The sequence below is a fragment of the Saccharothrix obliqua genome (genome assembly GCF_019375475.1).
Classification (GTDB): Bacteria; Actinomycetota; Actinomycetes; order Mycobacteriales; family Pseudonocardiaceae; genus Actinosynnema; species Actinosynnema obliqua.
The window spans coordinates 1-23,444 of sequence record NZ_JAHXGQ010000001.1; the positions used below are offsets into that span (position 1 = coordinate 1).

A 23,444-nucleotide genomic window follows, 5' to 3' on the forward strand; every position below is an offset into this window, starting at 1 on the left:
CGTCGAGCGCTGATCCCGGTCGGAACCCCTCGTGCCGCGGTCGGCGCGAGGGGTTCCGCCGTGTTCAGGCCAGGCCCAGCGCGGCGGGCAGCTCCGCGACCGACCGCAGCGCGGTGGCCCGCGCCAGCACCGCCGGGTCCGGCGGGAAGTGCGGGTTCGGCACGGCGTAGACGGTCATCCCCGCGGCCAGCGCGGCACGCAGGCCGTTGGTCGAGTCCTCCACGGCCGCGCACCGGGACGGCGTGACGCCGAGCAGTTCCGCCGCGCGCAGGTACACGTCCGGCGCGGGTTTGCCCGCACCCGCCTCCTCGCTGGACACCGCGACCGGCACCAGTGGCGCCAGGCCGGTGGCGGTGAGGAACGACGTGATCAGCACCGGCGGCGACGAGCTGGCGATCGCGACCGGCCGGTGGGCGGCGATCGCCCGCACGGCGGCCACCGCGCCGGGCAGCACGGGCGGGCCGGCGTCGTAGCGGCGGGCCATCTCGCCGACCACGCCGGCCGCGACCTCCGCCGGCGGCAGCCGCACGCCCACCGCCTCCACCAGGTACGCCGCCCACTCGGGCGTGCTCATGCCCTGCACGGCCCGGGTCGAGTCGTCGCGCCAGGTACCACCGTGCCGGGCGGCGAACGCCCGCCGCACCTCGTCCCACGTCGTCTCGGAGTCGACGAGCACGCCGTCCAGGTCGAACACCACCGCGTCCATGACCAGCACGGTAGTGTGAGCGCACTTACTTAGCTACCCTAACTAATTTCTGTTAGGGTAGCTAAGTGAATTTCCTCGACCAACCCCGTCAGGTGTGGGTCACGGCGTTCGCCGCGGTGATCGCGTTCATGGGCATCGGCCTCGTGGACCCGATCCTGTTGTCCATCGCGGAGGGCCTGCACGCCACGCCATCACAAGTCACCCTGCTGTTCTCCTCCTACCTCGGCGTCCAGGTCCTCGCCATGCTCGTCACCGGCGCGGCGAGCGCGCGCTTCGGCGCGAAGCGCACCCTGGTCGCCGGTCTCGCCCTGATCGTCGTCGCGACCGTCCTCTGCTCGCTCGCGGCGACCATCGGCCAGCTCGTCGCGCTGCGCGCGGTCTGGGGCCTGGGCAACGCCTTCTTCATCGCCACCGCGCTCAGCGTCATCGTCGGCGCGGCGTCCGGCGGGCAGCACAAGGCGATCCTGCTGTACGAGGCGGCGCTCGGCCTCGGCCTGTCCGTCGGCCCGCTGCTCGGCGCGTTGCTCGGCAGCATCTCGTGGCGCGGCCCGTTCGTCGGCACGGCCGTGCTGATGGCCGTCGCGCTCGTGCTCTGCTCGGTGTTCCTGGCCGACGACGACGGGCCCCGGCGTCGCATCGGCCTGCTCGACCCGCTCAAGGCGTTGCGCCACCCCGGCCTGCTGCGCACCTCCCTCGGCTCCGCGCTCTACACCGCCGCGTTCTTCGCCGTCCTCGCGTGGTCGCCGTTCGTGCTCGGCTGGGGCGCGGTCGAGATCGGCCTGATCTTCTTCGGCTGGGGCGTGTGCGTCGCGGTGGCGAGCGTGTGGCTCGCGCCGCGGCTGGGCAACCGGTTCGGCGAGCGCCGCGCCACCATCGCGGCCGTCCTGGCGTTCGCGGTGCTCATGCTGGTCATGGCCGTGCCCAGCAAGCCGTTGCTGGTGGTCGCGGTGATCGTCAGCGGCCTGGTGAGCGGGCTGCTGAACACGCTGTTCACCGGCACCGCGATGAGCGTCAGCGACGCGCCCCGGCCGGTGGCCAGCGCCGGTTACAACTTCCTGCGGTGGCTCGGCGGCGCGCTCGCCGCGACGTTCGTCAGCCACCTCGCGCAGCCCTTCGTGGTCGCCGCGGTGTGCTGCGTGCTCGCCGCCGGGCTGCTCGCCGTCGGCCGCACCCGGCAGGCCCCGGTCACCGCCGAGGCCGTGCTGGTCGGCGAGGACGTGGTGGGCTGATCGGCCCAGCCGTTCCCCGGGACGTGCGGTGACCAGGGGGTTCGCCGCCGCGGGCGGTCGAGGTGTTCGCCTGGCGTTCACCTCGCTGTCCGCTGGAAGTGCGTTGGCCGACCTACGGTCGCCCAGTTCCCACTGAGCGATCTCGGAGGTCCGCGTGTCCTCATCCACCGATCGGGGCCGGCGCCTGCTGCCGCTGCTGCCCAACCACCCCCTCGGGCGGTCGGCGATCACCTGCAAGTACCGCTGTGGCGACGCATGTGCGCACGAAGCGCCCAACACGTCCGGCAACTCGTACTTCGGCGACGTCGTCGGTGAGGTCGTCCGCCGCCGCGGCCTGCTGAAGGCGGGCGCGGTGCTCGCCGTCGCCGGCGCGGGCGCCGGGCTGGTCGGCACGGGCAGCGCGGTCGCCGCGCCCGAGGTCGAGGCGGACCGCGACCTCGGCGGCGGGCGGCGGCGGGACGGCCTCAACTTCACGCCCGTCGCGCCCAACACCGAGGACCGCGTGGTCACGCCCGAGGGCTACGAGTCGGCCGTCGTGATCCGGTGGGGCGACCCGGTGCTGCCGGGCGCGCCGGAGTTCGACTTCGACCGCCAGACGGCCGCCGCGCAGGCCAAGCAGTTCGGCTTCAACAACGACTTCTGCGGCCTGGTCCCGCTGAACCACTGGAACCGCTGGCTCATGGTGAGCAACCACGAGTACACGACCGAGGAGTTCCTGTTCCGGGACTGGGACGCCGACAACCCGACCCGCGAGCAGACCGAGATCGCCTGGGCCGCCCACGGCCTGTCCGTCGTGCTGGTCGAGCGCGACCGCCGCAGCGGCCGGCTGGTGCCCAGGGTGGACCGCCACTACAACCGCCGCATCACGGTGCGGACCGAGTTCGCGGTGACCGGGCCGGCCGCGGGCTCCCGCTACCTCAAGACCTCCGCCGACCCGAGCGGCACCAGGGTGCTCGGCACGCTGAACAACTGCGCCGGCGGCGTCACGCCGTGGGGCACGATCCTGTCCGGCGAGGAGAACTTCAACCAGTATTTCGCCAACGCGGGCGGCGTCACCGACCCGGTCGTGAAGGCGCGGCTCGCCCGCTACGGCCTCGGCGGCGGCGCGACCACGCGCAAGTGGGAGCGGTTCGACAAGCGCTTCGACGTGGCCCAGGAGCCCAACGAGGTCAACCGGTTCGGCTGGGTGGTCGAGATCGACCCGCTCGACCCGGACTCCACGCCCGTCAAGCACACCGCGCTCGGCCGCTTCAAGCACGAGGGCGCCAACGTGATCATCGCCCGCGACGGTCGCGTGGTCGCGTACATGGGCGACGACGAGCGCTTCGACTACATGTACAAGTTCGTCTCCGACGGGCGCTACAAGCCGGGCAACAGCCGTCACGCCCGCGAGCACAACAAGAAGCTGCTCGACCAGGGCACGCTGTACGTCGCGAAGTTCACCGGCGACAGCCCGGCCGCCGAGATCGACGGCTCCGGCAGGCTCCCGGCCGACGGCGAGTTCGACGGCTCGGGCCAGTGGATCCCGCTCGCGTCCGGCAACCGGTCGTTCGTCGACGGCTTCACCGCCGAGGAGGTCTACGTCTTCACCCGGCAGGCCGCCGACAAGGTGGGCGCCACCAAGATGGACCGCCCCGAGGACGTGGAGCCGAACCCGCGCAACCGGCGCATCTACGCCGCGCTCACCAACAACACCGACCGCGGCAAGGCCGGCAAGGAGGGCGCGACCGAGATCAACCCGCGCGTCAACAACAAGCACGGCCACGTGCTGGAGATCGAGGAGCGCCGCGGCGACAACACCGCGCTCGCCTTCTCCTGGAAGCTGCTGCTCGTGTGCGGCGACCCGAACTCGCCCGACACGTACTTCGGCGGCTACGACAAGTCCCAGGTGTCGCCCATCTCGTGCCCGGACAACGTGGCGTTCGACAGCCGGGGCAACCTGTGGATCTCCACCGACGGCAACGCGCTGAAGTCCAACGACGGCCTGTTCGCCGTCCCGGTCGAGGGCCGCTACCGGGGCCGGGTGAAGCAGTTCCTCACCGTGCCGAAGGGCGCGGAGACCTGCGGCCCGGTGGTGCAGGACGACTTCGTGCTGGTCAGCGTCCAGCACCCGGGCGAGGTCGACGGCGCGTCCGCGAACAACCCGCTGTCGCACTGGCCGGACGGCGGCACGAGCCAGCCGCGCCCGGCCGTCGTGGTGGCGTGGAAGAAGGACAAGGGCCGCATCTGCGGCTGACCCGAGGGGGGAGCCGGGCGGTCGAGTGCCGCCCGGCTCTCACCGCTCGCGGGCCCGCCAGGCGGTCACCAGCCGGAACACGGCCCGCGCGCAGTGCTCGGCGAACGGCAGCGCGACCGGCCGTTCGCCGGCCACCCCGGCGCACACGTGCAGCTCGTCGCTCGACCCGTCCAGCACCAGCGTGTCCGGCAGGCCGTGCGCGTCCTCGACCACACCGGCGGTGAACACGGTGATGTCCGTGACGCGTGCCCGCTCGGCCACCGCCTCCGCCCGTGCCCGCAGCCGGTCCACGCGGTCACCGGACCCGGCGTGGTGGTCGTCGCCCAGCAGCAACCCGTGCGGGCTCAGCGTCGCGAACACCGGCGTGGTCGGCACCAGCCGCCACCGCCGCCGGAGCACGCCGCCGGTCGCGGTGTACCGGCCCACCGGCACGTCGGCCAGGACAGCCGCCACACCCGGCAGCGACCACCCGTCCGGGCGGTCTTGGGGCACGTGCTCGGCACGCAGGCGGGCGACGGCCTCCGGCACGACCTCCGCCACGCGCGTCAGCACGCGGTGGACGTGGTCGAGGGGTTCGGGCCGGGCCGGCGTCACGACGTGCCGCGCCTCGGCACGGGCCTGGTCGAAGTAGCGGTCGAAATCGGACATCGCCAACACCTCACCCACACGACGAGGTCGGAGCCACCATCTTAAGGTCCGTGTCATGACCGATCGACCCGTCGCACTGATCACGGGCGCATCGCGGGGCATCGGCCTCGCCACCGCGCGCCTCCTCGCGCCCACCCACGACGTGCTGCTCGGCGGCCGGGACGCGGCGGCGCTCGCCGCGGCCGACGTGCCCGGCGCGCGGCCGTTCGCGGTGGAGCTGACCGACGACGCCGCGCTCGCCGAGGCGGTGCGCGGGCTGGACCGGCTGGACGTGCTGGTGCACAGCGCGGGCGTCGCGGACCTCGGCCGGCTCGCCGACACACCGGCCGCCGCCTGGCGACGCGCGTTCGACGTGAACCTGGTGGCGGTGGCCGAGCTGACCCGGCTGGCGCTGCCGCTGCTGCGGCGGGCCGGCGGGCACGTGGTGCTGATCAACTCCGGCGCCGGCCTGCGGGCCAACCCCGACTGGGGCGTCTACGCGGCGACCAAGTTCGCGCTGCGCGCCTTCGGCGACGTGCTGCGCGCCGAGGAGCCCGCCCTGCGCGTCACGTCCGTGCACCCCGGCCGCACGGCCACCGACATGCAGCGCGGTGTCCGCGCGCAGGAGTCCGGCGAGTACGAGCCGGAGCGGTACCTGACCCCCGAGTCGGTGGCGCGGGCCGTCCTCGCCGCCGTGCAGGCCGACGAGGACGCGCACGTCACCGACGTCGTGGTCCGGCCGCGGGAGCGTTAACGCAGCCGGCGGGCCACCGCCGCGACACCCGCCTGGGCCTCCCGCCGGTCCACGCGGGTGGTCTCGCCGTCCGCCACGACGTGCTCGCCCGCGACCCACACGTCGGTGACGCGCCGCGTGCCGGTGGCCCACACCAGGTTCGCCAGGAGCTGGTCGTCGGGTGCGTCCAGTCCGGTCGCGAACGCCGGGTCGTCCACGCCGACGTGCACGACGTCGCCCCACCGACCGGGCTCCAGCGCGCCGAGGTCGTCGCGGCCCAGCGCCGCCGCGCCGCCGCGGGTGGCCAGCAGCAGCGCGTCGGCCGCGCGGACGGCGGTGGCGTCCATGGTGGAGACGCGGGCCAGCAACGCCGCCAGCCGGGCCTCCTCGAACAGGTCCAGGTCGTCGTTGGACGCGGGACCGTCCGTGCCCAGCCCGATGGGCACGCCCGCGTCCAGGTACGCCCGCAGCGGCGCGATGCCCGACGCCAGCTTGGTGTTGGAGCCGGGGCAGTGCGCCACGCCGACCCGGTGCCGGGCGTACACGTCGATGTCCTCCGGCGACAGGTGCACGGAGTGCGCGGACAGCACCCGGCCACCCAGCACACCCGCCCGCTCCAGCAGCTTGGGCACCGAGCCGTGCTCCGCGCGCTGCTGCTCGTCCTCCTCGGGCGACTCGGCGACGTGCAGCTGGACCAGCGCGCCCCGGTCCCGCGCCGCGCCCGCGATCTCGGCCAGGGCCTCCGGCGAGAGCAGGTACGCCGAGTGCGGCCCGTAGGACAGCTCGACCCGCTCGTGCGGCCCGAACCGGAGGCCGTCCGCGTCGATCCAGCGGGTGATCTCCTCGGTCATCGGCCGCCACGGCATACCCGGCAGGTCCATGATCGCCGCGCCGAACACCACGCGGGAACCGGCACGCAGCACGGCGTCGGCCAGCTCCGGGCCGTGGAAGTACATCTCGGCGCTGGTGGTCACGCCGTTGCGCAGCATCTCGACCGCGCCGAGCAGCATCCCCGCGCCGATGTCGGCCGGGACCATCCGCGCCTCGGCCGGCCACATCGCCTCACGCAGCCAGCGCAGCAGCGGCAGGTCGCCGCCGAGGCCGCGCAGGACCACCATCGGGCTGTGGGCGTGCGCGTTCACCAGGCCCGGCAGCAGGATGCCGGTCAGCTCGCGGACCTCGCCGTCGAACGCGGGCGCGTCGGCGGCCGGCCCGACGTGCGCGACGCGGCCGTCCACGACGTCGACGACCGCGTCCCGCAGCACGGTGCAGGACGGGTCGCAGGGCAGGACAACGGGGGCGTGCAGGCGCAAGGACATGCCGCGATCCTGCCGCACGAGCCGTCAGCGCTCGCCCAGCGGTAGTTCGGCGCGGACCTCCCAGCCACCCGCGGGTCGGCGGCCCGCGGTGAACGTGCCGCCCAGCAGCTCCACCCGCTCGCGCATCCCGACCAGGCCGAACCCGCCCGACCCGCCGACCGGCGCGGCCTTCGGCGGTCGACCGTCGTCGGCGACCACGACCCGCACGGATTCCGCCACCACCGCCACCGAGACGTCCACGGCGGACACGCCCTCGGCGTGCTTGCGCGCGTTGGTCAGGGACTCCTGCACCAGCCGCAGCACCGAGCGGCCCAGCGCGGGCGGCACGCCGGTCGGCAGGTCCAGGTGCAGCCGCACCGGCTGGCCGGACTGCGCGACCACCTGCCGCACGTCGTCCGCCAGGTCGCTGGTCGCGGCGGGCGCGTCGGTCTCCGAGCCGCGCAGCGTGCCGACCAGGCGGCGCATCGCGGTCAACGCCTCGTTGCCGCTGCGGGCGATCACCGGCAGCACCTCCTGCGCCGCGCCCGGCACGGCCTGCGCCGCCTGCGCGTGCACCACTATCCCGGTCACGTAGTGCGCCACCACGTCGTGCAGCTCGCGTGCCAGCGCCATCCGCTCGGCGTGCTGCGCCGCGGCGACCTCCGAGCGCACCAGCGTGGCCCGCTCCCGGTCCCGGGCGCGGAAGTACAGGCCGGTGCCGACGGACAGCACCAGCAGCACCGCGCCGCCGAACAGCTGCTGCCCGAGCGACGGCCCGGCGTAGTTCAGGTCCGCGTAGTACCGCTCCCAGTAGGAGGGCCGGATGAGCTGCGTGACACCGGCCGCACCCACCAGGATCGTCGCGCCGAGCACCGCGCGCCACACCGGTGCCTGCCGCACCACGACCGCCACCAACGCCATCACGGCCGCGCCTTCGGACAGCGTCAACCCGGACACCAGGGGTACCGTCGGTGCTTCGTCCACGAGTCGCAGCAGGGCCGACCCGGCGAGCAGGGCGGTCGCCGCGCACAGGGCCGCGTCGAACGGGCGGCGCGGCGCGAGCACCGCGAGGCCGGCCAGCACCAGCGCGCCGGGCAGCTGCCACCACTGGATGACGGCGAGCGCCTCCGTGCCGATGAAGAAGAGCAGGGCGCACGCCAGCGGCCACTGGCGGCGCGCGAGGGTCCGCCAGCCGAGGTTAGTGCTCTCCACGGGACGTCACGGTATGTCCTCGCGGCCGGTGCCCGCGTCCGACCGGGGTCGCGCGGGTCGTCATCCGGGGGACTGACCCGAACGCCTCGGAAAATACCCCGCCGGCCGATGCCGAATGAGCTTTGAGGGGGTGACTCTGGAGTTGTGCTCGGGGAACGGAGGAACGTGATGTTGGGTTCGTTGGTGACATGGGCGGGCGTCGTGCTCGGCCTGTTGGTGCTGGTCCTGATGGCGCTCGCGGGTGTGCTGGTCGATTCCCAGCGTTGACCGGGGCGCCCCGGGAGGATGTCGCGAGGGGCCTCGCGAGGTGTGTCGCGACGGTGACCCGGAATGCGGCCGGTGGTTTCGGCGGAATACACCGCCAACCACGCGGACCGCGCCCGGTGGGGGTGGAGCGCGGCCTGGCGGCGTGACCGGAACCACGGCGAGGACCCGCCGAGCCGGCAGCCCCCAACTTTCAGGAAGCCTGCCTGATAGCCGCCGGCTCCCGTAACTTTCAGGAAGCCTGCCTGATAGATAGCGGTCGCCGCGCCCGGCGGCACCTCGCCCGGCGGCACCCCGACCCGCTCGGCCGCGCGCCCGCTCGGCCGTCCGTCGCCTCAGCCGTCTGTCGCCGCGCCCGGCGGCACTTCGCCAGGTGACGCCGCGTCCGCCGCCGCGTCCGACGCCTCACCCGGCGACACCTCAACCCGCTCGAACACGAGGTCGTGGCTGATCCGGCCCTCCTCGACCGCCCGCTGCTCGAACTTCGTCACCGGCCGCCAGTCGGGCCGCGGCGCCCACTTCTCGTGGCGGTTGCGCAACAGCGGTTCCGCCGAGCAGACCTCCAGCATCTGCTCCGCGTACTGCTCCCAGTCCGTGGCCATGTGCAGCGTGCCGCCCGTCCGCAGCCGCGAAGCGACCAGTCGCACGAAGTCCGGCTGCACGAGCCGCCGCTTGTGGTGCTTCTTCTTGGGCCACGGGTCGGGGAAGAAGATCCGCACACCGGCCAACGAGCCGGGCGCGACGTGCTCGGTCAACAAATCCACGGCGTCACCGCGCAACACGCGCAGGTTCGTCGCCTCCAACGCCTCGGCACGCATCAGCAACTGCGCCAGACCGGGCTTGTAGACCTCGACGGCCACGTAGTTCAGCTCGGGCGCGGCGGCGACCAGGCGTGCCGTGGTCTCACCCATGCCGGACCCGATCTCCAGCAGCACGGGCGCGTCCCGCTCGAACCAGCCCGCGAAGTCCACGGGACCGGCCGGGAGCGCCTTGACCTCGCGGCCCAAGCGCTCCCAGTGGCGGTCCCACGCCCGCTGCTGCCCGACGGTCATCCGCTCACCGCGTTGCACGTAGCTGACGATGGAGCGGTGGTGCGGCGGGCGTTGGCTGGACGTCATCACAGGCGCACAGCCTAAGCGGTCGGCCGGGTGGCGCCGTCAGCCGATGCGCTCCAGGTCGTCGATCCGCTCACGCAGCTCGGCGGTGGTGAGCGGGACCGGTTGACGGGGGCCGGGGCCCCGGTGCGCGGGGATCAGGTCCACCCAACCGGGGTGCCGGTCGGTGAACTGCACGGTGGTCGGCTCGGCGGGGCCGTACACGCCGCTCTCCGACGGCACGAACTCCCAGTAGCCGACCTCGCCGTCGGCGGCCCAGGGCACGAACACCCAGCCGGGTCGCGCGACCAGCAGCGCGGTGACCTCGTCCTCCACCGCGAAGCCCGCCGCGCGGGAGGGCAGCTCACCGCGGTCGAGCGCGCGGAGCCACCAGGGCGCGGGCGCGTCGCCGCCGACGGCCCGGTAGAGCACGAGCACCTGCTGCTCGTCGGCCCGGTGGATCCAGGCTCGACGGCTCTGCGCGGGCGTGGCGGCGATGCCGACGCCGCCGCCCGCGGGTTCGATGGCGTGGGACCATTCCAGCGCCATCATCGGTTCGACGCGAAGGGCGTGATCGCGTTGCCGGGGCAGTTCCTTCGACTCGGACGCCGAGGAGCCGGCGTTCAGGTCCGGATCGAGCACCGTCACGGGTTCACCTCCGGGGGGTTCCTGGACGGGGGTTCTCCAAATTCGTGTGCGACTTGTTGCCGCCTCACGATTCGGTGCTTTCCAGCTGACCAGGTCCAGCCGGCCCGGTCAGGTCGCTGTGCCGGAGTTCACGTGGCCTTGACGAAGGTCTTACTCCGATTGCCGCGCGCCGCGCCAGTGGAACATCAAAATACTTGAACAATTGTGACCTCGACCACAAGGGGGGAATTAGGGGGATGGGCGGACGGGGGATCGCGGTCGTCGTGGCCGCGCTTTTGCTGGCCGGCGTGACGCCCGGCGCGGCACTCGCCCAGACGATCCAGGAGCAGCAGTGGCACCTGGGCGCGTTGGGCGTGGGCCGTGCGCACGAACTCGCGACGGGCGAGGGCGTGGTGGTGGCCGTGGTCGACTCCGGTGTCGACGACACCGGCCCTGACCTGGCCGGAGCGGTGTTGCCGGGCACCGGGTTCGCGAACGCGCGGGGCACCGACGGCACCGAGGACGCGGACGGCCACGGCACCGCCATGGCCGCGTTGATCGCCGGCCGGGGCGTGGCGGGCGGCGCGCTCGGCATCGCGCCCGGCGCGCGGGTGCTGCCCGTTTCCCTCGGTTCCGAGGACGGTCGGTTCAGCATGGGCGCGGTGGCCGCCGGGATTACCTGGGCGGTGGACCAGGGCGCCGACGTGATCAACCTGTCGCTCACTTCGGCCGCCACGCTCACTCCTGATCTGTTGCGTGCCGTCAACTACGCATTCGAGCACGACATCGTCGTGGTCGCCGGGACGGGGAATGCGGGAGAACACCACGTCGGCGCGCCCGCGAACATCCGCGGGGTGATCGCGGTGTCCGGGACCGAACAGGGGAATGCCCTTTGGTCTTCCTCGAATACCGGACCGGAGACGGTGCTCGCCGCACCCGCGCGGGAGATCGTGACCGCCGTGCCGGTCGCCGTGTCGGCCACCGGGTACGCGGCGGTCGACGGCACGTCCGCGGCCACCGCCCTGGTGTCCGGCGTGGCGGCCCTGGTCCGCTCCCGCCACCCCGGCCTGGACGCCGGGAACGTGGTGCACCGGCTGATCGCCACGGCCACCGACCTCGGCCCGCCCGGCGTCGACGACACCTCCGGCTACGGCCAGGTCGACCCGGTCGCGGCGCTCACCGCCGACCTGCCCGCCGTGGACCGCAACCCGCTCGCGCCACCGCCGCTCCCGACCACCACGCCGCCACCACCGGCGGACGACACCCGCGCCGCGCCACCCGGACCGGACGCGTCCGGCGACACGCGCACGGCCGTCGCACTGGGTGGGCTGCTGCTGGTGGCCGCCGCCGTCACGGCCGTGGCCGTGCCGCTGGGCCGACGCCGCCGCACCGAACCGCGGGTCACCGAGCTGCCACCGCCGGGCGACGACTTCTGGCGGCCGCGCTAGTCGTGCGCGTGGTACTCCACGGACTCCTTGGTGAGCTGCATGAACGCCTCCTCCAGCGATCCCAGCTGGGGGCTCAGCTCGTGCAGCGTGATGCCGTGCCGGGCGGCCAGCTCGCCGATCGCGGACGCCTCGACGCCGTGCACGACCAGCGCCGCGTCGGTGGCGCTCTCGCTCACCCGGCCGTGCTCGGCGAGCAGTTCCCGCAGCCGGTCGAGCTGCGGCGAGCGCACCTTCACGGTGTCCTCGGCGGCGTCCTCGATGAACTGCCGCGTGCTGGTCTGCGCGATCAGCCTGCCGCGGCCGATGACGATCAGGTCCTGCGCGGTCTGCGCCATCTCCGACAGCAGGTGGCTGGACACGAAGACGGTGCGGCCCTCGTCGGCCAGCCGGTGCATGAACTGGCGGATCCAGAGGATGCCCTCCGGGTCCAGGCCGTTGACCGGCTCGTCGAACAACAGCACGTCCGGGTCGCCGAGCAGGGTGCCCGCGATGCCCAGGCGCTGCGACATGCCGAGCGAGAACCCGCCCGCGCGGCGCTTGGCGACCCGGGTGAGGCCCACCAGGTCGAGCACCTCGTCCACGCGCCGGTCCGGGATGCCGTTGGAGCGGGCGAGCCACTGGAGGTGGGCGCGGGCGGAGCGGTTGGGGTGCACCCACTTGGCGTCGAGCAACGCGCCGACCCGGTCCAGCGGGCGGTGCAGGTCGAGGTAGTTCTTGCCGTCGATCAACACCGTGCCCGACGTCGGCCGGTCGAGGCCGAGGATCATCCGCATGGTGGTCGACTTGCCCGCGCCGTTCGGGCCGAGGAACCCGGTCACGCGGCCCGGCGAGACCGTGAACGACAGGTCTTCCACGGCCTTCGTCGCGCCGTAGTGCTTGGTCAGTCCGGTCGCTTCGATCATGACTGCTCCTGTCCGATCCGACGTACCCGAACGTAGCCGACGGGGACCCGGGCCACCTCCCCCGTGAGATGGCCCGGGCCCCCGTGTCGCCCGGAGCGGCCGGCCCCGATTCCGGCCGCTCCGGAACGTGCTCCCCCCCGGCTCTCAGGCGTCCCGCTTCTTCACCACGACCAGCGAGATGATGAACACGGCGAGCGAGATGGCCGCGAAGTACCCGAACGAACCCCACGGCGACAGCTCGCCGACGACGGGCGGGCCCGCGCCGTCCGGCATACCGCTGGCGTCCGGGTCGCCGAAGATGAACTTGCTCGCCACGGTGAACGGCATCCACTTCTGGATGTCGTCACCGATGTTCGGGATGAGGCCGACGACGCTCTCCAGCACCAGCGCGAACACCAGCACGATGGACACCGCGCCCGCGGTCTGGCGGACCAGCGCGCCGACGCCGAGCGCCAGGACCGCGCCCGCCGCGTACACCAGGCCGACGCCCGCGACGTGCCGCCAGTCGTTCGCGGTGGTCAGCGCGAGCTGCGAGTTGTCGTCCGCGAGCAGCCAGCTCGCGGCCCACGAGCCGAACCCGACGGCCTCGCCGACCAGGCCGGCCAGCAACGCCACCACGACCGCCTTCGCGATCAGCGGCGAGACGCGGTCGGGCACCGCGAGGAACGTGGCCTTGATCGTCCCGAACCGGTACTCGGTGGTGACCGCCAGGGCGGCCATCACCATGATCACGTACAGGCCGAACGTGTGCGTGTAGACGGCGCCGAGCACCGGCATCGGGGCGTTGTTCCAGTTCGCCGCGATGACCGCCGTCAGGCCGATGGTCAGGAAGAGCGCGAGCAACATGCACCACCACGGCGAGCGGGTGGTGAAGAGCTTGATCCGTTCGACTGCGAGCAGCGTCATGTCACTTTCCCGTCTCGGCCGCGTGGTACTCGACAGAATCGCCGGTGAGCTGCATGAACGCCTCTTCGAGCGAACCGCGCTGCGGGCTCAGCTCGTGCAGCACCACGCCGGCGGACGCCGCGATGTCACCGATCTGGTCACTCGTGGCACCCGAGACGGTGAGCGACGTGTCGGTGTCCTCGCGGACCGTGAAGCCCTTGTCGACCAGCAACGCGCCCAGCTTGTCGGCGTGCGGGCTGCGCACCCGGACGGTGTTCTCGGTCGACCGCTCCACGAACTCGGTGGTGGAGGACTGGGAGATCAGCCGTCCCCGGCCGATGACCACCAGGTCGGTGGCGGTGAGGGCCATCTCGGACAGCAGGTGGCTGGACACCAGCACGGTGCGCCCCTCGGCGGCGAGGCCCTGCATGAACTGGCGGATCCAGAGGATGCCCTCCGGGTCCAGGCCGTTGACCGGCTCGTCGAACAACAACACCTTGGGGTCGCCCAGCAACGCGCCCGCGATGCCCAGGCGCTGCGACATGCCGAGCGAGAACCCGCCCGCGCGGCGCTTGGCGACCTTGGTCAGGCCGACCAGGTCGAGCACCTCGTCCACGCGGCGGGACGGCAGCCCGTTGGTCTTGGCCAGCCACTGGAGGTGGGCCTTCGCGGAGCGGTTCGGGTGGACCCACTTGGCGTCGAGCAACGCGCCCACGGTGCGCAGCGGGCGGTCGAGCGAGCCGTACGGCTTGCCGTCGATCAGCACCTTGCCCGACGACGGCCGGTCGAGGCCGAGGATCATCCGCATGGTGGTCGACTTGCCCGCGCCGTTCGGGCCGAGGAACCCGGTGACGCGGCCCGGCGCGACGGTGAACGACAGGTTGTCCACCGCCACCGTGTTCCCGTAGCGCTTGGTGAGGCCGATCGCCTCGATCATGGTTTCTCCCCTGGACGGCACATCCCCCGATCTCGGCGCTCACTCTGCCGGTCGCCAGGGGTCGACCACATCGTTCTGTAGTTGTCTTGTCCGTGCGACTTCAGTCTTATCGTGGCTGATACCTCGGTTGCCGTAATCCGTGATCACCCTGAGTCGCACCCTTAGGCCGTGCCCGGGGACCCCCGAGGTGCCGCGGGTCCTACGGTGGCGGCATGGCCAACACCGACGCGCCGGAGAACTGGTGGCGCGAGTTCGTCACCGCCACCCCGCCCCGGACCGGCAAGCTCGCCGTCGTGCGCAAGGACGGCTCGCCGCACGTCTCGCCCGTGTGGCTCGACCTGGACGGCAGCACCGTCGTCTTCACCACCCACCTGGACTCGGTCAAGGGCCGGTCGATCACCCGCGACGGCCGGATCTCGCTGTGCCTGGACGACGAACGGCCCCCGTTCGCGTTCGTCACGATCACCGGTCGCGCGGAAGTCGACGACGACCCCGAGCAGGTCCGCTACTGGGCGGGCCGCATCGGCGGCCGGTACATGGGCGCGGCGCGGGCCAACGAGTACGCCGAGCGCAACGGCGGTCCCGGTGAGGTCGTGGTCCGGGTCCGGGACGCGCGGGTCGTGGCGAAGGAGGGCGTCGCCGAGTAGTCAGGCGGCGAAGTACCGGTCCAGCACGGCCGCCGCGCCGTCCTCCAGCACGGTCCCGGTCACGGCGTCCGCGGCGGCACGCACGGTGGCGGGCGCCTGGCCCATCGCGACGCCGTGCGCCGCCCACCGGAGCATTTCCACGTCGTTGTGCCCGTCGCCGACGGCGAGCGTGTTCCGCGCGGCCACCCCGAGCCGCTGCCGCAGGTCCTCCAGCGCGGAGCCCTTGGTGACGCCCGCCGGCACCGCGGTCACCCACGGCTCGCGGTTGTCGACGGTCCACGCGACGCCGGGCAGCTCGACGTCGGCCATGCGCAGCCGGACCTCGTCCGGCGTGCGGTCGATCCACCGCATGACCAGCCGCGAGGTGGGCTCGGCGGTCAGCTCGGCGAGCGGCACCTCGCGCACCACGCCCCACAGGTCGCCGTCCGGGAACCGGCCGTGGGCCAGGTTGCCGTGCCCGGTGACCTCGGTGGCGAACACCGCGCCGGGGAACAGCTCGCGCAGCGCGGCGACGGTCGGCGCGGGGTCGAACTCCAGCTTGCGGACGACCGCGCGGGTAGCGGTGTCCCACCAGACCGCGCCGTTGGAGCAGATGGCGGTGGTGTCGCGCAGCCCCAGGTCGTCCACGACGGGGCGGGTGCCGATCAGGCTGCGACCGGTGGACAGGACCACGTGCGCGCCGTCCGCGACGGCCCGGCCGATGGCCGCGCGCACGGCCGGGGCCACCTCCTCGTGACCCTCCCGGGTGATGGTGCCGTCGATGTCCAGGGCGACGAGGCGTGGTCTCCAGTTCACTGGTCTCACCCTAATGGACGACATTAATGAACCATGGTTCAATAACCACGTGGCACGACCGAAGAGCATCACCGACGAGCGCCTGCTCGCCGCCGCGGCGGCGGTCATCGGCCGCCGGGGACCCGGGTTCACGGTCGCGGAGGTGGCCGCCGAAGCCGGTGCGTCGGTGGGCACGGTGGCCCAGCGGTTCGGCTCCAAGAACGGCCTCCTCCAGGCGTTGACCAGGCAGGAGACCACGCACATCGAGCACCGGATGCGGGCCGCCGCCGAGGGGCTGGAGCCGTTCGCCGGCCTGCGCGCGGCGCTGCTGACCTGGTTCGCGGACCTCACCGACCCGGTCGAGGCGGGCAACCACCTCGCCCAGCTCGGCGTGGACCTGATCGACCCGGACCTGCGCGCCCTGCTCGCCGACCTGCACGAGGCCACCGGGCGCGTGGTGCTCGACCTGGTCCGGCGCGCGCCGCTGCCGCGCGCGCCGGGACCGGAACGCGCGGCGCGGGTGCTCACGTCGCTGCTCTTCGGCGTGTCGATGGACTGGTCGGTCCGGCCGCGCGGCGAGCTGGCGGACCGGCTGGCCCAGGACGTGGACGCCGTGCTGGACGCGTGGAAGGGGAACTGAATGTCGTTGCGGGGCAAGGTGGCCGCGGTCACGGGTGCGACCAGGGGTGCGGGTCGGGCCATCGCGGTGGAGCTGGGTGCGGCGGGCGCGACCGTGTTCGTCGGCGGCCGGTCGACGCGGGCGGGGAGGTCGCCGATCGGCAGGCCGGAGACCATCGAGGAGACCGCCGAGCTGGTCGACGCGGCGGGCGGCCGGGGCATCCCGGTGCGGTGTGATTTCACCGTGCCCGCCGACGTGGACGCGTTCCGGGCGCGCATCGAGGCCGAGGCGGACGGGCGGCTGGACGTCCTGGTGGACGACGTGTGGGGTGGTGAGTCGGACGTCGAGTTCGTCCCGTTCTGGGAGCAGGACCTGGAGAAGCAGCTCCGGATGTGGCGGAACAGCGTGCAGGCGCACCTGGTGGCGTTGCACCGGCTGGTCCCGCTGCTGATCGCGCGGCCCGGCGGGTTGCTGGTCGAGGTGACCGACGGCGACGAAGAGACGCCGTACTCGGGGATGCTCGCCTACGACGCGGTGAAGGCCACCATCCGGCGGTTCGGCCAGGTGCTCGCCCAGGACCTGGGCAAGCACGGCGCCACGTCGGTCGCCGTCACGCCCGGCTTCCTGCGGTCCGAGCAGATGCTGGAGCACTTCGGCGTGACCGAGGAGAACTGGCGCGACGCGATCGCGCGGGAACCGCACTACGCGATGTCCGAGACGCCCCGGTACGTCGGTCGCGCGGTGGCGGCGCTCGCGGCGGACCCGGACCGGAACCGGTTCACCGGCCGGTCGCTCGCGTCGTGGACGCTCATGCGGGAGTACGGGTTCACCGACGTGGACGGCTCGCGGCCGGACTGGGGCCGCTACTACGCGGACGTCGTGCGGCCCGAGGTCGACCCGACCACCGTGGACGTCGCCCGGTACCGGTGACGCCCGCCGGCCCGGCGATCAGACGTCGCCGGGCCGGACCAGGCCGGTCTCGTAGGCGAGCACCACGGCCTGCACCCGGTCCCGCAGGTCCAGCTTGGCCAGGATGCGCCCGACGTGCGTCTTCACCGTCGCCTCGGACAGGAACAGCTTGCGCGCGATCTCCGTGTTCGACAGGCCCTTGGCGATCAGCACCAGCACCTCGCGCTCCCGCTCGGTGAGCGCGTCGAGCACGGTCGCGTCCCGCAGCTCGCCGCCGCCGTCGCCGAGGAACCGGCTCAGCAGCCGCTTGGTCACCGACGGCGACACGACCGCGTCCCCGGACGCCACCGCGCGCAGCGCCGACACCAGGTCGCCCGGCGGCGTGTCCTTCAGCAGGAACCCGGACGCGCCGTTGCGCAACGCGGACAGCGCGTACTCGTCCATGTCGAAGGTGGTCATCACCAGGACCTTCGCCGTGCCCTCCGCGGTGATCCGCTTGGTCGCCTCGACCCCGTCCAGTACCGGCATCCGGACGTCCATCAACACCACGTCGGGCCGCAGCGAGGCGGCCATGTGCACGGCGTCCAGGCCGTCACCGGCCTCGCCCACCACGTCGACGTCCTCCTGGGCGCCGAGCACCATCCGGAAACCCATCCGCATGAGTTCCTGGTCGTCCACCAACAGCACTCGGATCACACAACCACCCTATGACGGCGCCAGCGGCAGCACGGCCCGGACCCGCCAGCCGCCGCCCGGGTTCGGCCCGGCCTCCAGCGACCCGCCCAGCACGCCCGCCCGCTCGCGCATCCCGATCAACCCGTTGCCGCCGGACACCGCCACCAGGTCGTGCGGCGTGCCGAAACCGTCGTCGGCGATCTCCAGCTCCACCCGGTCGTCGAGCCGTGCGATCCGCACGGTGGCCGACGCACCCGAGCCCGCGTGCTTGAGCGTGTTGGTCAACGCCTCCTGCACGATCCGGTAGACGCCGAGCCCGAGCCCCGCGGGCAGGGCGTCGAGCGACCCCGACGTCTCCAGCCGCACCGGCAGCCCCGCGGTACGCAGGTTCTCGGTCAGCTCCGCCAGGTCGGCCGCGCCCGGCTGCGGCGCCCACTGGGTGCCCGACTGGTCCTCCGACCGCAGCACGCCGAGCAGCCGCCGCAGCTCGGTCAACGCCTGCCGGCCGGTGTCCGCGATGGTCCGCACGGCCGCCTCGGCGAGTTCCGGGTTCGACCGGATCGCGTACCCCGCGCCGTCGGCCTGCACGACCATCACCGACACCGCGTGCGCCACCACGTCGTGCAGCTCGCGCGCGATGCGCGACCGCTCCTCGCCGACCGCGATCCGCGCCTGCTGGTCGCGCTCGGTCTCCAGCAGCTTGAGCCGCTGCTCCAGCTCCGAGTGGTAGGCGCGGCGCGCGCCGACGAACTCGCCGAGCGCCCAGCTGAACCCGAAGATGACCGCGATGACGAACACGAAGAACACGGACTCCGTGGTCGCCTGTATGCGCCACGCGGCCCACACCACCGTGCCGAGGGCCAGCCAGCCCGCGTAGACCATCGCGGGCCGCCTGCCGACGAACGCCACCATCGTGTAGAGGGCCACGGCCAGCGCGAAGTCCGCCGGCCGCAGGGGGTAGCCGCCGTCGAGGCCGCCGTGCGTGAAGAGCTGGATGACACCGGCGCCGAGGATCGTGTAGCTGCTGGCCCGGGGGTACTTGCGGCGGAACACCACCGGCACGACCAGCAGCATCCCGACGAAGAACAGCGTCGAGGCACGCACCATGTCCGTCGCGGCGACCATCGCCAGCAGGTCGAACATCGCGAGGAACCCGGCGATCAGGGAATCCCCGAACACCGGGTGCGCTCGCATCCAGAGGCTCAGCCGACGCACGCGACCAGGCTATTCAGCGTGCTGCCCGAGCGCGTCGCGCCAGGGGTTGACCTCGCCTAGTTCTCCAGGGGGATGACGCTGGTTCACCTGGTCGTCTTGATCTGCGGCGGATCGGTCTCGGCCGGTCGCACCGGCTCGACGCGCGGCGACTGCGACGGCACGTGGTGCTCCTCCTCGAACTGCTGGTGCTCCCGCGCCATCTCGTCCGCGTACTGCTGCTGGATCTGCCGGTCCCGGATGCGGCCGAGGATCATCATGGTCACCGCGTGCACGAGTGCCAGCAGCAGCAGGACGATGCCGAGCTTGACCACGACGTCCTTCGCCGGGTCGCCGGTGTCCACGGAGATGATCGACACCAGCGCGAGCAGGCCCAGCACCACCAGGTGGAACAACACGGTGGCGAGCGTGGTCATGGACCGGGCCGCCACCGGGTCCCCGTACGCCCGGTTCATGTAGGCCCGGCCGCTGCGGTAGATCAGCTGGCCGTCGATGAGTACCAGTACCACGCCGAGCAGCAGGAATACGGCATATCCCTCTTCCATGACGTGACCTCCCTCTCAGCGCGAGGAATACCCTGCGTGGTCGATCCGCAAACGGCAGGTGGGCCCGGCGTGGCACGATCTCCGCGTGACCGCACCGGCGCAGCAGTGGGCGGGCCCGCTGTCGGCCGCCGTCGCGAACCTGTGCGGCGGGTTGCTGGCGCAGGTGTCGCCGAACACCGCCGCGGGGTTCCAGGAGGTGCTGCGCCGGCTGTCCGCGCCGCTCCAGGTCGCCGTGGCCGGGCGCATCAAGTCGGGCAAGTCGACCTTGGTCAACGCGTTGATCGGCCGCCGCGTCGCGCCCACCGACGTGGGCGAGTGCACCCGCCTGGTCACCCGCTTCCAGTACGGCACGGTGGACCGCGTCGAGGTGGTGTTCACCGACGGCCGCAAGCAGGTGCTGCCCTTCGACTCCACCGGCGGCATACCCGCCGACCTCGGCGTGGCCGTGGACGAGGTGTCCCACGTCGAGGCGTACCTGACCAACGCCGTGCTGCGGGACCTGACCGTGATCGACACACCCGGCCTGGGCTCGCTGGACGCCGCGTCCGTCGCCCGGACCGAGGCGTTGCTCGGCAACGAGCTGGACCCCGTGTCGCGCAGCGCGGTCGCGGGCGCCGAGGCCGTGTTGTACGTGGTGACCCAGGGCGTGCGGCAGGACGACCAGCAGGCGCTGGCCGCGTTCACCGCCGCCACCGCGAGCCGCGAGGCGGGCCCGGTGAACGCGATCGCCGTGCTGAACAAGGCGGACACCATCGCCGCCGAGACCGTCGAGGGCGCGGACGGCGACACGTGGCGTGCGGCGGAACTGCTCGCGCGTCGCCAGGCGCACACCCTCAAGCCGCGGGTGGCCGACGTGGTGCCGGTGATCGGCCTGGTCGCGGAGTCGGTGGAGACCGGCGGGTTCACCTCGGCCGACGCGGACGCGCTGCGCGAGCTGGCCGAGCTGGACGAGGGCACCCGCGAGACCATGCTGATCTCGGCCGACCTGTTCACCACCTGGGACTGCGGCGTGCCGGTCGGCGTGCGCGCCCGGCTGCTGGAGAAGCTCGACCTGTACGGCATCCGCCGCGCGCTCACCGCGCTCGACGCCGAGCCCGCGCTCACGGCCGGCGCGCTGCGCCGCGTGCTGCTCGACGCGTCCGGCCTGGCGGGCGTGCGCGGCAAGCTCAACGCCGTGTTCCGGTCCCGCGCGGACGGCATCAAGGCCGCCGCGGCGCTGGCGTCGGTGACGGCGCTGGCCGCCGCGTCCGGCGACCCGGGCGAGCGGCAACGCGTGCACGACGCGATCGAGGTGCTGCTGGCCAAGCCGGAGGCGCACCAGCTCCGGCTGCTGGAGGCGCTGACGCTGGTGGCCTCGGGCGCGGTGGCGCTGCCGCCGGACCTGGCCGAGGAGGTGCTGCGGTTCGGCGCCTCGCCGGACGTCGCCGACCAGCTCGGCCTGCGCGGCAGGCCGCACCAGGAGCTGGTGGCGCACGCGCTGGAGCGCGCGGGCTGGTGGCGGTCGTTCGCGTCGTTCGGCGCGACACCCGCGCAGAGCCGGGTGGCGCACGTGGTGCACCGGGCGTACTTCCTGATCTGGCAACAACTTCGGGGGCGGCGATGACAGGTGGAACGGAATTCGCGCCGGACGCGTCGGAGCCGGACGTGGAGACCATCGCGAGCGGGTTGCTCGACCAGGCGCTCGCCGAGCGCGGCGCGTTGGTGCGGTTGTGCCTGTACGCGCTGGACCGGGCCCGCAGCTCGGGCGTCGTGGAACGGTTGGAGGAGGGCCTGGCCGGCATCGGCGTGACCGCGTTGCGGCCGGACGGCGAGCGGTTCGACCCGGCCGTGCACGAGGCGGGCGGCACCGTGCCGACCGACGACGTGTCGTTGGACGGCGTGGTCGCGGAGACCGAGGTGGTCGGGTTCGTCGACCGGGGGCGGACGCTGCGCGCGCCGATCGTGACGGTGTACACGGCGCGATGAGCACGTTGCCCCAGCTCGTCCGGCAGACCCGCGAGCGGCTCACCGCGCTGGTCCGCGAGATCGACCCGCGTGCGGCGGCGTTCGTGGCGGAGCGGCGGACGGGTCCGGCGTCCGTGGTGGTTGTCGGCGAGACCAACCGGGGCAAGAGTTCCCTCGTGAACGCGTTGCTCGCCACGCCGGGCCTGTCGCCGGTCGACGCCGAGGTGGCCACCGCCACGTACCTGGTGTTCCGGCACGGACCGGAGTGGTCGGCACGTGCCTGCTACGCGGGTTCGGTGTCGCCGGTGCCGTTCGACCGGTCGGAGCTGGTGAACTGGGTGTCCGCCGCGCACGACCTGCCGGCCGGCGTCCTGCCGCCGCGGTACGTCGAGGTGGACGCGCCGATCCCGTTGCTGGAGCGGCTTTCCGTGGTCGACACGCCCGGTGTCGGCGGGTTGGAGTCGGTGCACGGCGAGCTGGCGGCGGAGGCGGCGGCCACGGCGACCGCGTTGTTGTTCGTCGTCGACGCGTCCGCGCCGTTCACCCGCGGCGAGCTGGAATTCCTGCGCTCCGTGGGCGAACGCGTCGAGACCGTGGTGTTCGCGTTGACCAAGGTGGACCAGTACCGCGGCTGGCGGACGGTGCTGGAGGCGGACCGGGCGCTGCTGGCCGAGCACGCGCCGCGGTTCGCCGGCGCGACGTTCCACCCGGTGTCGTCGCGGATGTTCGAGCTGGCGTCCCGCGCGCCGAACCCGGACGCGGCGGCGATGTTGCGCGAGCGCTCCGGCGTGGCCGAGTTGCAGTCCGCGTTGCAGGAGCTGGTGGTCGGTCGCGCGGCGATGCTCGGCGAGGCGAACTCGTTGCGCGCCTTGGCGACCGTGCTGGACGAGCTGGTCGCGCGCGGCGAGGCCGACCAGCGGGCGTTGTCGTCCGGCGAGGAGGAGGCCGAGGCGTTGCGCGCCCGGCGGGACGAGCTGAACTCGCAGCGCCGGTCGAGCACGCGCAGCTGGCAGGTGCGGTTGCGCGGCGAGGTGCAGCGGGCGCGGGTCGAGGGCGGCCACGAGGTCAGCCGGCGGATGCGTGATGTCCAGACGTGGTTCCGCTCGGCCATCGACGGCGCGTCCCGGGAGCGGTTGGCGGGCCTGCCGCGTGAGGTCGACGTGGCGTTGCAGGTGGTGTCCGGCCGGATCAGCGCGGGACTCGGTGAGCGGCTGACCCGCGTGGCGGACGCCGCGCTCGCGGATTTGTTCGCGCCGGAGGAGTTGGCCGTGATCCGGGGCCAGTTCGCCCGCGGTGCCACGCCGCCGATCGTGTTGCGCCCGCCGGAGAAGCGCCTGCCGACGGCGGAGGACAAGCTGCTGGTGTTCATGGGCGTGTCCGGCGGTCTGGGCGCGGGCCGGTTGGCCGCGATGCCGTTGGCGGGCCTCGGAGTCGCCGCGTTGAACCCGGTCGTGCTGCCGGTGACCATCGTGCTCGGGTTGGGCGCGGGGTGGTGGATGGCCAGGACGCGCAAGCACTCGGCGGACAAGCAGCACCTCAAGCAGTGGCTGTCGGACGCCATCGCCGACGCGCGGTCCACTGTGGACCAACTGGTCGCGGAGCAGTTGATCGAGGCGGAGCAGCAGTTGTCGCTGGCGCTGGACGAGGCGTTGGGGCGGCGCGTCGAGGCGATCGAGGCCGAGCTGCGCGAGGTCGACCGGGCGTTGCGGATGGAGGCGGGCGAGCGGGCGAAGGCGCTCGGGGCCGTGACCCGGCAGTTGGCGGAGCTGAAGGCGGGGCGCGGCAAGGTGGACGACCTGCTGGGCCGCATCCGCGCCCTGCGCGACCGCTGAGGGTGCTTGACCGGGCAACTACCTGCGTGTTCGAGTCCTGACGAAGGGTGACGTGGGTTCCATAGCGGAACCTAAACGGCATAACGTGA

The 23,444-nt window shown here is 73.0% G+C and carries 23 protein-coding genes; 10 read left to right on the forward strand and 13 right to left on the reverse strand.

Going from position 1 to position 23,444, the window contains the following annotated elements:
- Positions 1-64 precede the first annotated feature (64 nt).
- Positions 65-706 carry an HAD family hydrolase gene (locus KZQ38_RS00005; RefSeq protein ID WP_219437084.1) on the reverse strand — a complete coding sequence of 214 codons (642 nt, stop codon included), beginning with the start codon at positions 704-706 and terminating at the stop codon, positions 65-67.
- A gap of 65 nt (positions 707-771) precedes the next feature.
- Between KZQ38_RS00005 and KZQ38_RS00010 the strand changes: the two genes are divergently transcribed.
- Together KZQ38_RS00010 and KZQ38_RS00015 are read left to right on the forward strand one after the other, a co-directional pair.
- A complete protein-coding gene (locus KZQ38_RS00010) occupies positions 772-1,935 on the forward strand; it encodes an MFS transporter (protein ID WP_219437086.1) in 1,164 nt (387 codons plus the stop codon).
- A 154-nt stretch (positions 1,936-2,089) separates the two neighbouring features.
- Positions 2,090-4,171, forward strand: a complete 2,082-nt coding sequence (locus tag KZQ38_RS00015) for a PhoX family protein (protein WP_219437088.1) — start codon at positions 2,090-2,092, stop codon at positions 4,169-4,171.
- Between the two features lie 39 nt (positions 4,172-4,210).
- Here KZQ38_RS00015 and KZQ38_RS00020 read toward each other — a convergent pair whose 3' ends face one another.
- A complete protein-coding gene (locus KZQ38_RS00020; RefSeq protein ID WP_219437090.1) occupies positions 4,211-4,819 on the reverse strand; it encodes a hypothetical protein in 609 nt (202 codons plus the stop codon).
- Positions 4,820-4,874: 55 nt separating this feature from the next.
- Between KZQ38_RS00020 and KZQ38_RS00025 the strand changes: the two genes are divergently transcribed.
- The gene (locus tag KZQ38_RS00025; protein WP_219437092.1) at positions 4,875-5,552 is read left to right on the forward strand and encodes an SDR family oxidoreductase; all 678 of its coding nucleotides are present in this window, start codon (positions 4,875-4,877) and stop codon (positions 5,550-5,552) included.
- Here KZQ38_RS00025 and KZQ38_RS00030 read toward each other — a convergent pair.
- The 4 genes from KZQ38_RS00030 to KZQ38_RS00045 form a co-directional block, all read right to left on the reverse strand.
- On the reverse strand, positions 5,549-6,850 hold the full coding sequence (locus KZQ38_RS00030) for an amidohydrolase family protein (protein WP_219437094.1): 1,302 nt from the start codon (positions 6,848-6,850) through the stop codon (positions 5,549-5,551). The two genes, KZQ38_RS00025 and KZQ38_RS00030, sit on opposite strands and share 4 nt — an antisense overlap.
- A 24-nt stretch (positions 6,851-6,874) precedes the next feature.
- Positions 6,875-8,041, reverse strand: coding sequence for a sensor histidine kinase (locus KZQ38_RS00035; protein WP_219437096.1), 1,167 nt, complete (start codon positions 8,039-8,041; stop codon positions 6,875-6,877).
- A gap of 599 nt (positions 8,042-8,640) precedes the next feature.
- On the reverse strand, positions 8,641-9,423 hold the full coding sequence (gene trmB / locus KZQ38_RS00040) for a tRNA (guanosine(46)-N7)-methyltransferase TrmB (protein ID WP_219439193.1): 783 nt from the start codon (positions 9,421-9,423) through the stop codon (positions 8,641-8,643).
- A 39-nt stretch (positions 9,424-9,462) separates the two neighbouring features.
- The gene (locus KZQ38_RS00045) at positions 9,463-10,047 is read right to left on the reverse strand and encodes a hypothetical protein (protein WP_219437098.1); all 585 of its coding nucleotides are present in this window, start codon (positions 10,045-10,047) and stop codon (positions 9,463-9,465) included.
- A gap of 236 nt (positions 10,048-10,283) precedes the next feature.
- Between KZQ38_RS00045 and KZQ38_RS00050 the strand changes: the two genes are divergently transcribed.
- Positions 10,284-11,474: a S8 family serine peptidase gene (locus KZQ38_RS00050; RefSeq protein ID WP_219437100.1), complete on the forward strand. Its 1,191-nt coding sequence runs from the start codon at positions 10,284-10,286 to the stop codon at positions 11,472-11,474.
- On the opposite strand, the gene KZQ38_RS00055 is transcribed toward KZQ38_RS00050, so the two are convergent.
- The 3 genes from KZQ38_RS00055 to KZQ38_RS00065 form a co-directional block, all read right to left on the reverse strand.
- A complete protein-coding gene (locus KZQ38_RS00055) occupies positions 11,471-12,376 on the reverse strand; it encodes an ABC transporter ATP-binding protein (RefSeq protein WP_219437102.1) in 906 nt (301 codons plus the stop codon). The genes KZQ38_RS00050 and KZQ38_RS00055 overlap by 4 nt on opposite strands.
- 144 nt (positions 12,377-12,520) lie before the next feature.
- Entirely contained in the window at positions 12,521-13,282 is a 762-nt protein-coding gene (locus KZQ38_RS00060; RefSeq protein ID WP_219437104.1) for a hypothetical protein, read from the reverse strand.
- A 1-nt stretch (position 13,283) separates the two neighbouring features.
- Positions 13,284-14,198 carry an ABC transporter ATP-binding protein gene (locus KZQ38_RS00065; protein WP_219437106.1) on the reverse strand — a complete coding sequence of 305 codons (915 nt, stop codon included), beginning with the start codon at positions 14,196-14,198 and terminating at the stop codon, positions 13,284-13,286.
- Positions 14,199-14,410: 212 nt separating this feature from the next.
- On the opposite strand from KZQ38_RS00065, the gene KZQ38_RS00070 reads away from it, so the two are divergent.
- On the forward strand, positions 14,411-14,845 hold the full coding sequence (locus tag KZQ38_RS00070; protein WP_219437108.1) for a PPOX class F420-dependent oxidoreductase: 435 nt from the start codon (positions 14,411-14,413) through the stop codon (positions 14,843-14,845).
- On the opposite strand, the gene KZQ38_RS00075 is transcribed toward KZQ38_RS00070, so the two are convergent.
- Positions 14,846-15,640: an HAD family hydrolase gene (locus KZQ38_RS00075; protein WP_308258170.1), complete on the reverse strand. Its 795-nt coding sequence runs from the start codon at positions 15,638-15,640 to the stop codon at positions 14,846-14,848. It abuts the gene before it with no gap.
- Between the two features lie 49 nt (positions 15,641-15,689).
- On the opposite strand from KZQ38_RS00075, the gene KZQ38_RS00080 reads away from it, so the two are divergent.
- Positions 15,690-16,259 (forward strand): TetR/AcrR family transcriptional regulator, encoded by a 570-nt coding sequence (locus tag KZQ38_RS00080; protein WP_219437112.1) that lies wholly within the window; start codon positions 15,690-15,692, stop codon positions 16,257-16,259.
- Positions 16,260-17,168 carry an SDR family oxidoreductase gene (locus tag KZQ38_RS00085; protein WP_219437113.1) on the forward strand — a complete coding sequence of 303 codons (909 nt, stop codon included), beginning with the start codon at positions 16,260-16,262 and terminating at the stop codon, positions 17,166-17,168.
- Positions 17,169-17,186: 18 nt separating this feature from the next.
- Here the strand turns inward: KZQ38_RS00085 and KZQ38_RS00090 are convergent, their stop codons facing one another.
- From KZQ38_RS00090 to KZQ38_RS00100, 3 genes are all read right to left on the reverse strand, one after another.
- Complete coding sequence (locus KZQ38_RS00090) at positions 17,187-17,843, reverse strand: response regulator (RefSeq protein WP_219437115.1); 657 nt, start codon at positions 17,841-17,843, stop codon at positions 17,187-17,189.
- 9 nt (positions 17,844-17,852) lie between these two features.
- Complete coding sequence (locus tag KZQ38_RS00095; RefSeq protein ID WP_443706230.1) at positions 17,853-19,037, reverse strand: sensor histidine kinase; 1,185 nt, start codon at positions 19,035-19,037, stop codon at positions 17,853-17,855.
- A gap of 83 nt (positions 19,038-19,120) precedes the next feature.
- Positions 19,121-19,579, reverse strand: coding sequence for a hypothetical protein (locus KZQ38_RS00100; protein WP_219437117.1), 459 nt, complete (start codon positions 19,577-19,579; stop codon positions 19,121-19,123).
- An 85-nt stretch (positions 19,580-19,664) separates the two neighbouring features.
- Between KZQ38_RS00100 and KZQ38_RS00105 the strand changes: the two genes are divergently transcribed.
- Genes KZQ38_RS00105 through KZQ38_RS00115 form a run of 3 tightly spaced genes read left to right on the forward strand, consistent with a single transcriptional unit; the run spans position 19,665 to position 23,355 of the window.
- Positions 19,665-21,182: a dynamin family protein gene (locus tag KZQ38_RS00105; protein ID WP_219437119.1), complete on the forward strand. Its 1,518-nt coding sequence runs from the start codon at positions 19,665-19,667 to the stop codon at positions 21,180-21,182.
- Positions 21,074-21,544: a nucleotide exchange factor GrpE gene (locus KZQ38_RS00110; RefSeq protein ID WP_372452192.1), complete on the forward strand. Its 471-nt coding sequence runs from the start codon at positions 21,074-21,076 to the stop codon at positions 21,542-21,544. Before KZQ38_RS00105 ends, KZQ38_RS00110 begins: the two co-directional genes overlap by 109 nt.
- Complete coding sequence (locus KZQ38_RS00115) at positions 21,541-23,355, forward strand: dynamin family protein (RefSeq protein ID WP_219437123.1); 1,815 nt, start codon at positions 21,541-21,543, stop codon at positions 23,353-23,355. The genes KZQ38_RS00110 and KZQ38_RS00115 overlap by 4 nt, the downstream gene beginning before the upstream one ends.
- Positions 23,356-23,444: the final 89 nt, after the last annotated feature.

Coding starts and splice junctions, on each gene's coding strand:
- KZQ38_RS00025 (WP_219437092.1), top strand. CDS start 4,875: ATGACCGATCGACCCGTCGCACTGATCACGGGCGCATCGCGGGGCATC.
- KZQ38_RS00085 (WP_219437113.1), top strand. CDS start 16,260: ATGTCGTTGCGGGGCAAGGTGGCCGCGGTCACGGGTGCGACCAGGGGT.
- KZQ38_RS00060 (WP_219437104.1), bottom strand. CDS start 13,282: ATGACGCTGCTCGCAGTCGAACGGATCAAGCTCTTCACCACCCGCTCG.
- KZQ38_RS00055 (WP_219437102.1), bottom strand. CDS start 12,376: ATGATCGAAGCGACCGGACTGACCAAGCACTACGGCGCGACGAAGGCC.
- KZQ38_RS00050 (WP_219437100.1), top strand. CDS start 10,284: ATGGGCGGACGGGGGATCGCGGTCGTCGTGGCCGCGCTTTTGCTGGCC.
- KZQ38_RS00100 (WP_219437117.1), bottom strand. CDS start 19,579: ATGGAAGAGGGATATGCCGTATTCCTGCTGCTCGGCGTGGTACTGGTA.
- KZQ38_RS00065 (WP_219437106.1), bottom strand. CDS start 14,198: ATGATCGAGGCGATCGGCCTCACCAAGCGCTACGGGAACACGGTGGCG.
- KZQ38_RS00020 (WP_219437090.1), bottom strand. CDS start 4,819: ATGTCCGATTTCGACCGCTACTTCGACCAGGCCCGTGCCGAGGCGCGG.
- KZQ38_RS00115 (WP_219437123.1), top strand. CDS start 21,541: ATGAGCACGTTGCCCCAGCTCGTCCGGCAGACCCGCGAGCGGCTCACC.
- KZQ38_RS00005 (WP_219437084.1), bottom strand. CDS start 706: ATGGACGCGGTGGTGTTCGACCTGGACGGCGTGCTCGTCGACTCCGAG.
- KZQ38_RS00030 (WP_219437094.1), bottom strand. CDS start 6,850: ATGTCCTTGCGCCTGCACGCCCCCGTTGTCCTGCCCTGCGACCCGTCC.
- trmB (WP_219439193.1), bottom strand. CDS start 9,423: ATGACGTCCAGCCAACGCCCGCCGCACCACCGCTCCATCGTCAGCTAC.
- KZQ38_RS00070 (WP_219437108.1), top strand. CDS start 14,411: ATGGCCAACACCGACGCGCCGGAGAACTGGTGGCGCGAGTTCGTCACC.